This window comes from Dietzia sp. IBK-p2-15D, assembly GCF_057773105.1.
The window spans coordinates 134,244-149,169 of the sequence record NZ_JBYMTK010000003.1; the positions used below are offsets into that span (position 1 = coordinate 134,244).

The window sequence follows — 14,926 nt, forward strand, 5'->3', positions numbered from 1 at the left end:
CTCCTAGTGTGTACCAACCCCCGCCCGGGTGTCCGGCGTATCCCCGCCGTATCCCCGCGGCATCCCCGGACGGGTCCGTTCCGCGGCGTCGGGGGCGGTCAGTAGGGTTTCCGGATGTGAGCCCCTCTGTCGTCCTGGTCCCCGGAGCGCCGGTCCTCGTGCCGGAGCTGTCCGGCTCTGCGGTGGCCGAGACCGAGGGCGGTGTGGCCACGATATGCGAGATGCTCCGCCGGGCCGGACGCGGCGCGACACGGGTCGTCGTCCTGGGGACCGACCACGCGGGCAGAAGTCTTGGGGACATGCGCTCCTCGCTCTCCAGATGGGGGGTCGACGTGCCCGTGGGCCCGCCCGGTGCCCCGCCGGCGCCGCACGCTGCGGTTCCCGACCCGGCGTTGATCGCCTGGTGGCTGCTCGACCTGGCGGGTATCGACCTCCCGAGGAGGTTCGTCGGCGTGACCGGGGGACCGCAGCCCGTCCCCACGCCGGTGTCGGACGACCTCGTCGTCGTCGTCGCCGACGGCCCCGCCTCCCTCACTCCGCGTGCTCCCGTACCGGAGGACCCCCGCGGTATCGCGCTCGACGGGCGGCTCGCCCGGTGGTTGCGCGCCTCGGGCGGGCTCCCCGACCCCGGCGAGCGAGTGGCTGACGAGATCGGCTGGTGGAGCCGGCCCTCGTGGCTCGTCCTGGCGGAGCTCGTCGCAGACCGAACTGCCGTCGAGGCGCTGTCCTGGGCACCGTTCGGCGTGGGGTATCACGGCGCGTGGTGGCCGCCGAAGGCCGCCGCGCATGCCACGGTGGTCGTCGACGCGCCGGCCGCCACGCCCGGCGAACCCGGGGCACCGTCATGACCGGGCGAAACCCCGTCGCCGTGGTGGGGCCGACCGGGACCGGAAAGTCCGAGCTGGCCCTCGGCCTGGCCGAGCGGCTCGGCGGTGAGATCGTCAACTGCGATGCCATGCAGCAGTACCGCGGCATGGACATCGGCACCGCCAAACTGACACCGGCTCAGCGGCGGGGGATCCCGCACCACCGGCTCGACGTGCTGGACGTCACCGAGACCGCCAGCGTCGCGGACTTCCGCACCGAGGCGGAACGCGAGATCTCCGAGATCCGCGATCGCGGCCACGTGCCGATCCTGTGCGGAGGGTCGATGATGTACATCCAGGCGCTTGTCGACGGGTGGTCGATCCCGGACACGGACCCGGACGTGCGCGCCCACTACGAACGTCGCCTCGAGCAGATCGGGGTGCAGGCCCTGCACGCCGAACTCGCCGTGGTGGACCCCGAGGCCGCGCAGACCATCCTCCCCAGCGACCCCAGGCGCACCGTGCGCGCATTGGAGGTCGTGGAACTCACCGGCAAGCCCTTCTCCGCCTCCCGACCGACGATCGGGGAGCCGCGCTGGGGCACGCGCATGCTGGGCCTGCGCTGCGGTCTGCCCGAATTGGACGAGAGGCTGACGACGCGTACGGCCGCGATGTTCGCCGACGGGCTCGTCCCGGAGGTCCGCCGGCTCGTGGGAGTCGGGCTGCTCGAGGGCGTCACCGCACGGCGCGCGATCGGGTACGCCCAGGTGCTCGACGAGATGGACGGGCAGCAGCGGATCGACGACGCCGGGGCGGCCCGCGCCGAGGAACGGACGGTGATCGGGACCCGCCGCTACGTCCGGCGCCAGCGGTCATGGTTCGGCCGGGATCACCGGATCCGGTGGATAGACACCGACACCCACGGACGCGACGCCCACGCACCCCGCCCGCTCGAGGCCGCGCTGGGGATCCTCGGGGAGGGCCGACCGTGAGCAGCCCCGGACCCGGGCGGCCGCGGGTCCAGTCCGTCGACCGGGCCTTCGACCTACTCGACGCGCTGAGCATCCGCGGGGGTCGGGCGAGCCTCGGGGACCTCGTCGCCGACACGGGTCTGGCCGCCGCCACCGTCCACCGGTTGTGCGGCACGCTCGCCGAGAGCGGGCACCTCCGGCGCGACGCGGGCCGCGACTACCTGCTCGGACCGCGCCTCCAGCGGATCGGCGACGTCGCCGGACGCGCCACCGCGTCCTGGGCCGTGCCGGTGCTCACCGCCGTGGTCGAGGGCACCGGGGAGACCGCCAACCTGGCCGTCCGGGAGGGCGACGGGGTGGTCTACCTCGCCCAGGTGCCGTCCCCACACTCGATGCGGATGTTCACCGAGGTGGGACGACGGGTGGACGTGCACTGCACCGCGGTGGGCAAGGCCCTGGTCGCGGGCGACGACGACGACGAGGTCCGCAGGATGCTCGACAGGGCGGGCATGCGCCGCTTCACCGACTCGACCATCGTCGAGCCCGACAGGTTGATCGACGAACTGCGGCTGGTGCGACAGGCCGGGTTCGCCACCGATGAGTCCGAGCAGGAGGAGGGCGTCCGCTGCGTCGCCATCGCGGTGGGTACCGGGGACGCCGCCTTCGCGGTGTCGGCATCCGGCCCGGAGGCCAGGTTCACGCGCGATCGCCGCGACGCCGCCGTCGCGATCCTGCGTGCGGCCGTGGCCGGGCTCGTCCCCTGATCTCGCGTCCGGCGAGCACGCCCGCCCGCCGGACGCCATCGGGCCGGGCGCAGGACGCCCGCGGCCGTGAGAGCGGAGAATCCGCCACCCCCGCCCGGAACCGGCCCCACCGGCGTGGGATCGGAAGTCGGGCGGACGTGGCGGATTCTGCGGGTCGGCGGGTGGGCCGGCGCCGGTCTAGCCCGCGTTGGCGGCCTTGAACTCGCGACGACGGCGATGCAGGATCGGCTCGGTGTAGCCCGACGGCTGCTTGGTGCCCTCGAGGATCAGTTCCCGGGCCGCCTGCCAGGCGATGGACGAGTCGAAGTCCGGTGCCATGTTCCGGTAGGCGTCGTCGCCGGCGTTCTGCTTGTCGACGATCTCGGCCATCCGGCGCAGCGAGTCCTCGACGTCGTCGGCGGTGATGATGTCGTGACGGATCCAGTTGGCCAGCATCTGCGAGGAGATCCGCAGGGTGGCGCGGTCCTCCATGAGGTTGACGTCGTGGATGTCCGGCACCTTGGAGACGCCGATGCCCTGCTCGACCCACCGCACGACGTAGCCGAGGATGGTCTGGCAGGAGTTGTCGACCTCTTCCTTCTTCTCCTCGTCCGTCCAGTCCGTGGACGGGGCCAGGGGGACGGTGAGGATGTCGTCGACACTCGCGCGGGCACCCCCGGCGAGCAGCTCTTCCTGCCGGGTCATGACGTTGACCCGGTGGTAGTGGGTGGCGTGCAGCGTGGCGCCGGTCGGCGAGGGCACCCACGCGGTGTTGGCGCCGGCCTCGGGCTGGCCGATCTTCTCGGCGAGCATCTCGGCCATGAGGTCGGTCTTGGCCCACATGCCCTTGCCGATCTGGGCACGGCCACGCAGGCCGCACGCCAGACCCGTGTCGACGTTGAAGTCCTCGTAGGCGTTCATCCACCGGGCGCCCTTCATCTCGCCCTTGCGGATCATCGGCCCGGCCTCCATGGAGGTGTGGATCTCGTCGCCGGTCCGGTCGAGGAAGCCGGTGTTGATGAACACGACCCGTTCGGTGGCCTCGGCGATGCAGGCGGCGAGGTTGACCGAGGTACGACGCTCCTCGTCCATGATGCCCACCTTGAGGGTGTTCTCGGGCAGCCCGAGGAGCTTCTCGACACGACCGAACAGCTCGGTGGTGAACGCGACCTCCTCCGGCCCGTGCTGCTTGGGCTTCACGATGTAGATCGACCCGTGGCGGCTGTTCCGGCGCTCGTTGCCCTCGGCGATCCCGTGCATGCCGGCGAGCGAGGTGACCAGTGCGTCGAGGATGCCCTCGGGCATCTCGTTGCCGTCGGCGTCGAGCACGGCCGGGTTGGTCATCAGGTGGCCGACGTTGCGCACGAACAGCATCGAGCGGCCGTGGAGACGGACTTCACCCGAACCATCGGGCGCGGTGAAGACCCGGTCGTCGTTGAGGACACGGGTGAAGGTCTTGTCGCCCTTGGTGATCTCCTCGGACAGGTCTCCCTTCATGAGACCCAGCCAGTTGCTGTAGCCCTGGGTCTTGTCCTCGGCGTCGACGGCGGCGACCGAGTCCTCGAAATCCATGATGGTGGAGACGGCGGACTCCAGGACGACGTCCTTGACGCCGGCGCCGTCGGTCGAGCCGATGGGGGAGTCCGGGTCGATCTGGATCTCGATGTGCAGACCGTTGTTGCACAGCAGGACCGAGGACGGGCTCGAGGGCTCGCCCAGGTAGCCCACGAACTTCTCCGGGGCCGCCAACCGGGCGGTCGACCCGTCGGACACGGTCACCTGCAGGCCTCCGTCGACCACGGCGTAGGCAGTGGAGCCCACGTGGCTGCCCGACTCCAGCGGTGCGGCGTCGTCGAGGAATTCACGGGCCCAGTCGATGACCTTGTCCCCGCGGACTTTGTTGTATCCCGAGCCCTGCTCGGCGCCGTCGGACTCCGGGATCGCATCGGTGCCGTAGAGGGCGTCGTAGAGCGAACCCCAGCGGGCGTTACCCGCGTTGATCGCGAACCGGGCGTTCATGACCGGCACGACGAGCTGTGGGCCGGCGACCGTGGCGATCTCCGCGTCGACGTTCTCGGTCGTGACGGAGACGGACTCGGGCTCGGGCACCAGGTACCCGATCTCCCGCAGGAACGCCTTGTAGGCGCCCGGGTCGATCGGCGCCGGGTTCTCGTGGTGCCAGGCGTCGATCCGGGACTGCAACCGGTCGCGGGTGTCGAGCAGTTCGCGGTTGCGGGGGGCCATTTCGGTGAAGATCTCGGAGGCGCCCGCCCAGAACGCGTCGGGATCGACCCCGGTGCCCGGGATCGCCTGGGAGTTGACGAAGTCGTACAGGACCTCGTCGACCTGGATTCCGCCGACAGTGATGCGTTCGGACATCGATGCTCTCCTGGAGGTAGGGGACCGTTCTCCAGGCCGACTCTAGTGGGCGTACCGTCCGGCATCATCCGACATTTCCACAGTGCGGAACGGCCCCCGCCGGCGAGTACGATTTCGCCATGACTTCGACGCGCCAGGCCTCGCAGCCCGACGGTATCGCCTTCCTCAAGGGCCACGGCACCCTCAACGACTTCGTGATCCTCCCGGACGATCAGGCCGACCTGGACCTCGACGTGGACCTCGTACGGGCACTGTGCGATCGGCGTGCCGGAATCGGCGCCGACGGAGTCCTGAGAATCGCGACCGCCGGAGCCCTCGTCGACCGGGGCGTGCTCGCGACCCTGCCGCCCGGCGTGGACGGTGGGGACTGGTTCATGGACTACCGCAACGCCGATGGTTCCATCGCGGAGATGTGCGGCAACGGGGTCCGGGTCTTCGCCCACGCCCTCGTCGCGACCGGGAGAGCGGAGTCCGGCTCCATCCCGGTGGGCACGCGGTCAGGGGCCCGCCCCGCCGAGGTCCTCTCCCACTCGGGTGATGACGCGGTGGTGCGGGTGGACATGGGGGAGCCGCGTCTGCTCGGACTGTCCTCGGCGGAGGTCGGTGGCCGGACCTTCGCGGGACTCGCCGTCGACATGGGAAATCCGCACCTCGCCTGTGTGGTCCCCGATCTGGACGCCGCGGACCTCGCCGGGCTGCCGGTGCAGGAGACCCCGGTGTACGACCGGGACTTCTTCCCCGACGGCGTCAACGTCGAGATCGCCACCCCGATGGTGGACGGTCGGGTCTCGATGCGGGTCCACGAGCGGGGATCAGGGGAGACCATGTCCTGCGGAACCGGAATCGTCGCGACCGCGGTCGCCGCGCTGGCCGACTCGGGGGAGGCGACGGGCGACGTCGTCGTGGTGGTCCCCGGCGGCGAGGTCGAGGTCTCACTCACCGAGGCCGGGTCCTCGCTCACCGGGCCGTCCACACTCGTCGCCCGCGGTCATTACCACCGTGGTCGGTAGCACACCGTCTCGCACGGGACACCGGGGGGCCCGGTGTGAGAAGATGAACCCGAATGACTACTGATCACACGGCCGCTGACCGGCCGACACGCGACCTCGATCCGTCCATCGGTGATTTCCAGCTCGAGGAGAGATCCTCGATGCGCCGGGTGGCGGGACTCTCCACCGAACTCCAGGACGTCAACGACGCCGAGTACCGCCAGCTCCGACTCGAACGGGTCGTGCTCGTCGGTGTCTGGACCGAAGGGTCCGCCGCGCAGGCGGACGCCGCGATGGACGAGCTCGCCCAGCTCGCCGAGACCGCGGGATCGGAAGTGTGCGACGCGCTCATCCAGCGCCGCGACAAGCCCGATGCCGCCACATACATCGGGTCGGGCAAGGTCAGCGTCCTCAAGGACGTGATCGCCGCGACCGGCGCGGACACCGTCATCTGCGACGGCGAACTCACCCCGGGACAGTTGCTCGCGCTGGAGAAGGCGGTCAACGTGAAGGTCATCGACCGTACCGCGCTGATCCTCGACATCTTCGCGCAGCACGCCACCAGCCGTGAGGGCAAGGCCCAGGTGACCCTCGCCCAGATGGAGTACATGCTCCCCCGTCTGCGTGGGTGGGGCGAGTCGCTGTCGCGCCAGGCGGGCGGTCGTGCCGGGAGCAACGGCGGCGTCGGTCTCCGTGGCCCGGGTGAGACCAAGATCGAGACCGATCGGCGTCGGATCCGCGAGCGGATGGCCCGTCTGCGCCGGGACATCAAGGGGATGAAGCAGGCCCGAGACACCAAACGGCACCGACGGCGTTCCACTCCGGTGCCGTCCATCGCCATCGCCGGATACACGAACGCCGGGAAGTCGAGCCTGCTCAACAGGATCACCGGAGCCGGCGTCCTGGTTCAGAACGCCCTGTTCGCCACACTCGACCCGACGACGCGCAAGGCCGAGTTGCCTGACGGCAGAGCAGTCGTCTTCACGGACACCGTGGGATTCGTCCGACACCTGCCGACCCAGTTGGTCGAGGCGTTCAGGTCCACACTGGAAGAGGTCGTCGACTCCGAGTTGCTCCTCCACGTCGTGGATGGTTCGGATGCCTTCCCGCTCCGCCAGATCGAGGCGGTGCGCAAGGTGATCAACGAGGTGGTCGAGGAGCAGAACGCGGAGCGGCCTCGGGAACTCCTGGTGATCAACAAGATCGACGCCGCGGATCCCGTGGTCCTCACCGAGTTGCACCACGCGCTGCCCGACGCCGTGTTCGTCTCGGCGGTCACCGGGCAGGGTGTCGACGAACTCCTCGAGCGAATCACGCAGATCGTCGCCTCGGGGGACACCGAGGTGACCCTGTCCGTCCCGTACTCCCGCGGGGACGTGGTGTCTCGGGTCCACGCCGAGGGCGCAGTGGTCGAGGAGGAACACACCCAGGACGGAACCCGGCTGGTGGTCCGACTGCCCGCGTCCGTGGCCGGCGAACTGGACGAGTTCGCCGCCCGCGGTCCACATGACGGCGCCGCCTGACCCCTGCGGGGACGGGCGGCGCGTCGTTCGAACCGGGACTCAGAGTTTCCGGAACACTGTCACGACCTTGCCGAGGATCGTCGCGTGCTCGCCCGGAATCGGGCTGAACGACGGATTGTGGGGCAGCAACCAGACTCCGCTCGAGTCGTTCCGGAAGGTCTTGACCGTCGCCTCCCCGTCGATCATGGCGGCGACGATCTCCCCGTTGTCCGCGACGTTCTGCCGCCTGACCACCACGTAGTCGCCGTCGCAGATGGCGGCGTCGATCATCGACTCGCCGACGACCTTGAGCATGAACAGATCGCCTGATCCGACGAGGTCCGACGGCAGCGGGAAGATCTCCTCGACGGCTTGCTCCGCGAGGATGGGCCCGCCCGCCGCGATCCGGCCGAGCACGGGGACGTAGACGGGTTCGACCGCGCCGCCCGGACGCTGGGGCTCCGGAGCAGGTGACCGACGGCCCCGTGACTTCTGCCCCGGGACACCGTGGACATCGACCGCCCGCGGCTTGTGCGGATCCCGCGTCAGGAAGCCCTTCTTCTCCAGCGTGCGGAGTTGATGCGCCACCGACGACGTGGACTGCAAGCCGACCGCGTCCCCGATCTCGCGGATGCTCGGCGGATAGCCACGCTCCTTGACGGTGTCGTGGATGTGGAGCAGAACGCTCTTCTGTCGGTCCGTCAGTGACTCGAAATCGGGCTTCGGCATCTCGTGTGGTCCCTTCGGCGAATGGATGTTCGACGCTGTGATCTGTCTACACCCTAGTGCCACGGGCTGCGGCGCGCCACACACGTGTTCGAAGAAATTCCTCCGTGGATCGTGACTGTGTCGGAGTCGCGTGATACAACTCTAGGGGAGTTCGGATTCGAACAGATGTACTGAGAAACACATACAGGTGTGCGAATCACGATCGCACACCGTATCGAGTAGGGAGCCACCATGACCGTTGTCGAGCTTCAGTCCCACCCACGTCCGGCCGCGCGGTGGACCGAGGTCTGCCCCGACGACCATCGTGGACGGGTCGCGCACCTCGACCGGCCCGGTGACGTGTCGGCGCGGTCCACCCGTGCGCCGCGACGCCCCCTGGCCCGACCGGAGGGCAGCCGGCCCGCCGTCACGTCCTCGCGTGCGGAGAATCTCGTCCGGCCGCGGGTGACCGCCCGTCCGGCCGCCGTCACGTCGGTCGCCCCGGGTCGCCGCGTGCTCGTGCGCCCGGTCTCCACGGACCGCGTGCGGGCGTGCCATGTCGAGGCCCCGGCGTCCACCGGGGTCGTCGACGACGTGCCGGCCTGGGCGCTACTGGCGTGCGGGATCGCATTCGGCGTGATCATGCTTCTCGCAGTGGCCTTCCTCGGTGGACCCGCCTACGCGTGACCGGGCAGCGGGCCTCCTAGAATGGACCGTGGGCGGTGGTCTACCGCCCCCGCGTTCCGTCAGGCACGATCCGAGACGCGTGAACTCCGGTCGACGAAGGGCCCCACGGGAATGTACTGCCCGACATGCCACCACGAGGACTCCCGGGTAATCGACTCACGATCCGTCGACGAGGGTCAGGCGATCCGGCGTCGCCGGGAGTGCCCCCGGTGTGGACACCGGTTCACGACGCTGGAGACGCCCCTGCTGACGGTTCTCAAGCGGAACGGGGTGACCGAGGCGTTCAGTCGGGACAAGGTCGTCCGCGGTGTCCGCCGCGCGTGCCAGGGACGATCGGTTGACGAGGACGCTCTGCGTCGCCTCGCCCAGCAGGTCGAGGACGCTGTGCGATCCGGCGGTGCGTCCGAGGTTCCCGCCCACGAGATCGGGCTCGCCATCCTGGGCCCTCTGCAGGATCTGGACGAGGTCGCCTACCTGCGGTTCGCGTCCGTGTACAAGCAGTTCAGCTCGGCCGACGACTTCGAACGCGAGATCATCGCCCTCCGGGAGCGCCGCGCGAGCCGCTGACCACGCGGCATCATCGGGACGACCGCGGGGCGAGCGCAGACGCCACCGCCTTGTCGATCCGCTCTGCCGAGACCGGCCGGGCGGTACCCAGTGACTGCGCGAACAGCCCCACCCGGTACTCGGCGAGCATCCACCGCAGGTCGCGGCACGCCCGTGCGCCACCCGGCCGCCGCCGCAGCGCGGCGCACGCCTCCTCGACGATCGACTCGGAGCGGTTCAACTTCGCCGTGAGTTCGCCGTGCCGGGCGGGTGACTTCTCCGCGAGGTCCAACCGGAGGCCGACCGCCCGCACATGTCGCTCCAGATGTGGAAGCACATCCGAGGGATGGCGGGCGAGGAATCCGCGCCCGACGAGGAAGTCCAGTGAAGGACGGACATCGTCGGCGACATCTGCGGGCGCCCCCGCCAGACGGCCCGACACGGACTGGGCGGCCATCAGCGCGGGAACCGCCGACGAGATCGCGGACGCCACCGCACCGGGGACCTCCGCCCGCGCAGTGGCCTGGAGTTCGTGGAATTCCGCGACCGTGAGAACCGGTGCGCCCTTTCGCCGGGCGATGATCCGCCCACTCGCAGCGAGCGATGCATCCGACACCAGGGATTCCATCCCTCCGTGCGGGTACTGGGTGAGCGCGAGTCGCTGCTGGACCGGACGGCCGCGCAGAATCGACGCCGCGGAGACCAGGCCGGCCGAGACCAGCGTGAGCACCGCCGACGCCTGGGTGGATCGACGCTCGTCCTCCGTGGCGCACGCCACGAGGTGAATTCCGTCCCCACCGACACGCAGGGCGGGGTAGACGGTCACCTCGACCCCGTCCACCGAGCCGGTGACCGACTGCGGGAGGTCGCCGACGGTGTCGGATGTCCACTCCCGGTAGGGCCCCCTGTCGGGTACCAGACGGGCGTTGAGGGTCGCCCGTACCCTGTCCACCAACCGGGTCCTCAACTGCGCGAGATCCGTTCCGGAGGCCACGACCTCGTCCCCGTCGACCACCTCGAAACGCATCCGGAGATGGCCCGGTAGCTGGTTCTGATCGAAGTCACGCGGGTCGACCGTGGTACCGATCCGAGTAGACAGCGCCCGCGCGAGCGCGACGGACAACGGGGCGGACCGGGGCGAGACGTCTCCCGCCAACAGGGACGCGAACTCGGCGGGCGGAGAACACAGTCGACGCAGATACTTGGGCAGCGTGCGGAGCATCTCGGTATAGAGCTCCTCCCGCAGCCCCGGCACCAGCCATTCGAACCCGGCGGTGGTGACCGAGGACAGCTGCGGCAGCGGGATGCGCACCGTGATCCCGTCGGTGGTGACGCCCGGATCGAACGCGTACCGCAGTTCGAAACTCCGCTCTCCCTGACGCCAGAGGGGCGGGAAATCGGCGGCATCGGGCACCGCCTCGGAGGTGCGTATGTCCTCGGGGGTGAGACGGAGGGCCTCCTGGTCGCGATGACCACGCTTCTTCCACCAGGACTCCAGATGCCGGCCGGAGGTGATGTCCTCGGGCAGGCGATCGAGATAGAAGGCCACCAATGCCTCGTCGTCGATCACCAGATCCCGACGGCGGCTCCGCGTCTCCAGTTCACGGGCCTGCTCCACGGCCTCGGCGTTCTCGCGGATGACCGGGACCCGGGTATCCAGGCGTCCTTCCACGATCCCGTGGCGGACGAGCATCTCGCGGGCGAGCGGGGCGTCGACCCTGGAGAGCAGGATCCGCCGCGCCTCCACCACGGTCAATCCCAGCAGCAGCACCTTCTCATACGCCATCGCCGCACCCTGGGCGTCCGACCAGTGCGGTTCGGAGTACTGGGTGCGGGTGAGGTGACCCCCGAGTTGCTCGATCCACCCCGGATCGATCCGGGCGACGTCACGCGCCCACAACCGGGACGTCTCGACGAGTTCGGATGCCATCACCCAGCGGGGAGGCTTCCTGGACAGGTCCGACCCGGGGAACACCTGGAACCGGATGCCCCGGGTGCCCCGGAACTCGCGGGTCTCCTCGTCTCGCATACCGACATTGGTGAGCAGACCGGTCAGGACCGCCTTGTGGAGGTCGTCCTCCGCGGCGTGTCCGGACGCGGGATGCCACCCTCGTTCACGGCACATGCTCCGCAGCTGGGCGTTGAGGTCCTGCCACTCTCGGATGCGTAGCCAGTGCAGATACTCGGCCTTGCACATCTTGCGGAAGGCGCTGCCGGACAGCTCACGGCGCTGCTCGGTGATGTACCTCCACAGATTGAGATATCCGAGGAAGTCGGACGTCTTGTCCGCGAAGCGGCGGTGCAGCAGATCTGCCTTGTCCCGCTCCTCCGCGGGACGTTCGCGGACGTCCTGCACCGTCAGTGCGGCGACCACCACCAGCACGTCCGACAGCGAACCGTTGCGGTGGCCCTCGACCACCATCCGGGCGAGTCGGGGATCGAGGGGGAGTGCCGCCATGTCACGGCCCACCTCGGTCAGGTGAGGGCGCTCGTCGTCGTCGACCCTCACCGCCCCGAGTTCGGAGAGCAGGGTGAGGCCGTCCCGGACGGCCTTGCGGTCCGGGGGTTCCACGAACGGGAAGTCGTCGACGGGGCCCAGGTCCAGATCCGCCATGGACAGGATCACCGAGGCGAGGTTCGTCCGCAGGATCTCCGGGTCGGTGAACTCGGGGCGCGAGTCGAAGTCCTCCTCGGAGTAGAGGCGGATACAGATCCCGTCGGCGACGCGGCCGCAGCGTCCCGCGCGTTGGGCGGCGGAGGCCTGGGACACCGGCTCGATGGGCAGTCGCTGCACCTTGGTCCGGGTGGAGTAGCGGGAGATCCTCGCCAGGCCGGTGTCCACGACGTAGCGGATGCCGGGCACGGTCACCGAGGTCTCGGCGATATTGGTCGACAGGACCACCCGCCGGGTGGAATGGGCCCGGAACGCGCGCTGCTGTTCGGCTGCCGTGAGGCGGGCGAACAGCGGGAAGATCTCGGTGCTCGGGAACTTCCGGCCCCGCAGCACCTCCTCGGCGTCGCGGATCTCACGCTCACCGGAGAGGAACACGAGTACGTCACCGTCGTCCTCGCGTAAGAGTTCCGCCACGGCGTCGGCGAGCGCGTCGAGGGGATCAAGGTCGACCACGCGATCGGCGTGTACGACCTGTAGGGGCCGGTACCGGACCTCCACGGGATAAGTGCGCCCCGAGACCTCGATGACCGGGGCCGGGCGCCCCTCCGGGCCGGCGAAGTGACGGGCGAAACGGTCCGGGTCGATCGTGGCGGAAGTGATGACGAGTTTGAGGTCCGGGCGACGGGGCAGGATCTGCTTGAGATAACCCAGCAGGAAGTCGATGTTGAGACTGCGTTCGTGGGCCTCGTCGATGATGATCGTGTCGTAGGCCCGCAGCAGCCGGTCACGCCGGATCTCGGCGAGCAGCACACCGTCGGTCATGAGCTTGACCGCCGTCTCGGGGCTGGTGCGGTCGTCGAAGCGGACGGCGGAACCGACCGGGCCACCGATCTCCACCCCGAGCTCGTCCGCGATCCGCTCGGCGACGGAGCGGGCGGCCAACCTCCTCGGCTGGGTGTGGCCGATCATGCCCTTGACCCCGCGCCCCAGTTCCAGGCAGATCTTGGGGATCTGGGTGGTCTTGCCCGACCCCGTCTCGCCGGCGATCACCACCACCTGGTTGTCCCGGATCGCCTCGGCGATCTCGTCCTTGCGTGCGCTGACCGGGAGCTGTTCCGGGTAGCGGGGGGTGGGGATCGACTCTGATCGGCGCCGCACGCGCTCGGCGGCCTCGTCGATCCTCCGTCCGAGGTCATCCAGTTGGTCGACCCGGGCACGCCGGACCCGGGACCGGAGACGATGGGCGTCGAGGGTGCCGACATCGTCGAGACGGGCGAAGAGTTCGTTTCGGGCTCGGCGGAGATCGGGGGTGGGTGAGGAGGACGACGGCATGGTTCCGCAAGGATATCGACTCGCGTCCCCGGGCTCCGACCGGCGCGGTCCCTAGTCGACGACGCCGTCCCGCCGACTCTGGATCCTCGCGTAGCGCTCGTGCAGCCGCTCCCGCACCTCATCGGGCTCGTAGGAACGCCGACGCCGCTCGGAACGGGCCGCCAGGATCCCCGTGGCGGCCACCCCCGCTGCACCCGCCGCGCCGATCACCTTGAGCCACTGTCGTCCTCTGGGAGCCATACGGCCGAGACTAGGCGGGTACGCACGGGCGGCCTGGCAGGATCGCGGTATGAGCGTCGACACCGTCCCCCTGGCCGCCGCGGCGCACCGCACCCGCACCGGGGACCTCTGGCTCTTCCGCGGCCGGAGCACGGCGGACCGGTTGATCCAGACCCTGACGAACGCACCCGTCAATCACGTGGGCGTCGCGGTGGTCCTGGACGACATGCCGCCGCTGCTGTGGCACGCCGAGATGGGACGGGCGCTGCCGGACGTGTGGACGGGTCGCCACCAGCGTGGGGTGCAGCTGCATGACCTCGAGTCGGCTGTCCGGCAGTGGGCCGGGCCGTACGGCCAACGAGCGTGGTTCCGCCAGATCTCCCCGGAGGTGGGTGGGGAACACGAGGACGCGCTACTGGCGTCGATCGCCCGGTTGAACGGGGTGTCCTTCCCCTCCGCGGGACGTCTCACCGCGAGGTGGGCACGGGGACGGTGGGCGGCACGTGGGACGCGGCCGGACGCCAGGGGTCGCAGCGGCCGCTCGGGATCCGATGCCGGTGCGGCGATGCGTATGGAGGCGGCGTACTGCGCGGAGGTCGTGGGGGTCACCCTGGAGGCGATGGGTGTACTCCTGCCCGCGGGTGAGGCGAGTTGGTACGACCCGGGCCGTTTCTGGAGCGGTGACGACCTGCCGCTGGCCCCGGGATGGGACTACGGACGGGAGATCGCGGTGACGGTCACCCGCCCAGGACGACCTCGCTGATATCGGCCTCGACCTCCTCCGGGGCCACCACGAGCAGTTCGTCGCCGGGCTCGAACGGAACGTCGGGTTCGGGGACGATCACCCGCCCGCCGCGCAGGATCGCGACGAGGGCGGCGTCCCGGGGAAACCGAACGCGGGACACCGACCGCCCCGCCAGCGGGGTCTGGTCCGGCAGCGTCACGCTCACCAGGTTCGCGCCTCCACGGCGCAGGGTCATCAGACGGACCACGTCGCCGACGGAGACCGCCTCCTCGACGACCGAGACGATCAGCCGGGGCGTCGACACCGCCACGTCGACGCCCCAGCGCTCGTCGTAGAGCCACTCGTTGCGGGGATCGTTGACGCGGGCGACGACCCGGGACACCGCGAATTCGGTCTTGGCCAACAGGCTCACCACCAGGTTGGCCTTGTCATCACCCGTGGCGGCCACCACCACGTCCGCCGCCTGCACGTCCAACCGTTCGAGGACACTGAGCTCGCAGGCGTCGCCGACCTGTTGATCCGCCCCGTCGACCGGGTCGGCCGAGAACACGGTGGAGCGCTTGTCTATCAGCGTGACGTCATGGCCGCCGGTCACGAGTTCGCGTGCGATCGACCGTCCGACGACACCGGCTCCGGCCACCACCACCCGCATGGTCGCGGAGTACACGGTCCTGGCCGGGGCTCC

Annotated in this window: 13 protein-coding genes; 8 read left to right on the plus strand and 5 right to left on the minus strand. The window is 69.9% G+C overall.

Annotated elements, in window-relative coordinates:
* Window positions 1-116: 116 nt before the first annotated feature.
* From AC3DEV_RS05885 to AC3DEV_RS05895, 3 genes are read left to right on the plus strand one after another with little or no spacing between them, the layout of a single operon-like run.
* Complete coding sequence (locus AC3DEV_RS05885) at window positions 117-848, plus strand: class III extradiol ring-cleavage dioxygenase family protein (RefSeq protein WP_488371549.1); 732 nt, start codon at window positions 117-119, stop codon at window positions 846-848.
* Complete coding sequence (gene miaA / locus AC3DEV_RS05890; RefSeq protein WP_488371550.1) at window positions 845-1,798, plus strand: tRNA (adenosine(37)-N6)-dimethylallyltransferase MiaA; 954 nt, start codon at window positions 845-847, stop codon at window positions 1,796-1,798. The genes AC3DEV_RS05885 and miaA overlap by 4 nt, the downstream gene beginning before the upstream one ends.
* Window positions 1,795-2,541 carry an IclR family transcriptional regulator gene (locus tag AC3DEV_RS05895; RefSeq protein ID WP_488371551.1) on the plus strand — a complete coding sequence of 249 codons (747 nt, stop codon included), beginning with the start codon at window positions 1,795-1,797 and terminating at the stop codon, window positions 2,539-2,541. Before miaA ends, AC3DEV_RS05895 begins: the two co-directional genes overlap by 4 nt.
* Window positions 2,542-2,718: 177 nt before the next feature.
* Here the strand turns inward: AC3DEV_RS05895 and AC3DEV_RS05900 are convergent, their stop codons facing one another.
* Window positions 2,719-4,899 (minus strand): malate synthase G, encoded by a 2,181-nt coding sequence (locus AC3DEV_RS05900; RefSeq protein WP_488371552.1) that lies wholly within the window; start codon window positions 4,897-4,899, stop codon window positions 2,719-2,721.
* A 119-nt stretch (window positions 4,900-5,018) separates the two neighbouring features.
* On the opposite strand from AC3DEV_RS05900, the gene dapF reads away from it, so the two are divergent.
* Both dapF and hflX read left to right on the plus strand, forming a co-directional pair.
* On the plus strand, window positions 5,019-5,909 hold the full coding sequence (gene dapF / locus AC3DEV_RS05905) for a diaminopimelate epimerase (protein WP_283467206.1): 891 nt from the start codon (window positions 5,019-5,021) through the stop codon (window positions 5,907-5,909).
* Window positions 5,910-5,962: 53 nt separating this feature from the next.
* The gene (hflX, locus tag AC3DEV_RS05910) at window positions 5,963-7,411 is read left to right on the plus strand and encodes a GTPase HflX (RefSeq protein WP_067717780.1); all 1,449 of its coding nucleotides are present in this window, start codon (window positions 5,963-5,965) and stop codon (window positions 7,409-7,411) included.
* Between the two features lie 39 nt (window positions 7,412-7,450).
* Here the strand turns inward: hflX and lexA are convergent, their stop codons facing one another.
* Complete coding sequence (lexA, locus tag AC3DEV_RS05915; protein ID WP_371517770.1) at window positions 7,451-8,161, minus strand: transcriptional repressor LexA; 711 nt, start codon at window positions 8,159-8,161, stop codon at window positions 7,451-7,453.
* A 189-nt stretch (window positions 8,162-8,350) separates the two neighbouring features.
* Between lexA and AC3DEV_RS05920 the strand changes: the two genes are divergently transcribed.
* Both AC3DEV_RS05920 and nrdR read left to right on the plus strand, forming a co-directional pair.
* Window positions 8,351-8,785: a hypothetical protein gene (locus tag AC3DEV_RS05920; RefSeq protein ID WP_067717786.1), complete on the plus strand. Its 435-nt coding sequence runs from the start codon at window positions 8,351-8,353 to the stop codon at window positions 8,783-8,785.
* A 111-nt stretch (window positions 8,786-8,896) separates the two neighbouring features.
* Window positions 8,897-9,352: a transcriptional regulator NrdR gene (nrdR, locus tag AC3DEV_RS05925; RefSeq protein WP_069389083.1), complete on the plus strand. Its 456-nt coding sequence runs from the start codon at window positions 8,897-8,899 to the stop codon at window positions 9,350-9,352.
* Window positions 9,353-9,362: 10 nt separating this feature from the next.
* Here the strand turns inward: nrdR and hrpA are convergent, their stop codons facing one another.
* The gene (gene hrpA, locus AC3DEV_RS05930; protein WP_488371553.1) at window positions 9,363-13,277 is read right to left on the minus strand and encodes an ATP-dependent RNA helicase HrpA; all 3,915 of its coding nucleotides are present in this window, start codon (window positions 13,275-13,277) and stop codon (window positions 9,363-9,365) included.
* Between the two features lie 51 nt (window positions 13,278-13,328).
* Window positions 13,329-13,517 carry a hypothetical protein gene (locus AC3DEV_RS05935; RefSeq protein ID WP_067717794.1) on the minus strand — a complete coding sequence of 63 codons (189 nt, stop codon included), beginning with the start codon at window positions 13,515-13,517 and terminating at the stop codon, window positions 13,329-13,331.
* Window positions 13,518-13,566: 49 nt separating this feature from the next.
* Between AC3DEV_RS05935 and AC3DEV_RS05940 the strand changes: the two genes are divergently transcribed.
* A complete protein-coding gene (locus AC3DEV_RS05940; protein WP_488371554.1) occupies window positions 13,567-14,259 on the plus strand; it encodes a hypothetical protein in 693 nt (230 codons plus the stop codon).
* Here AC3DEV_RS05940 and AC3DEV_RS05945 read toward each other — a convergent pair.
* Window positions 14,234-14,893 (minus strand): potassium channel family protein, encoded by a 660-nt coding sequence (locus AC3DEV_RS05945; protein WP_069389099.1) that lies wholly within the window; start codon window positions 14,891-14,893, stop codon window positions 14,234-14,236. The two genes, AC3DEV_RS05940 and AC3DEV_RS05945, sit on opposite strands and share 26 nt — an antisense overlap.
* Window positions 14,894-14,926 lie beyond the last annotated feature (33 nt).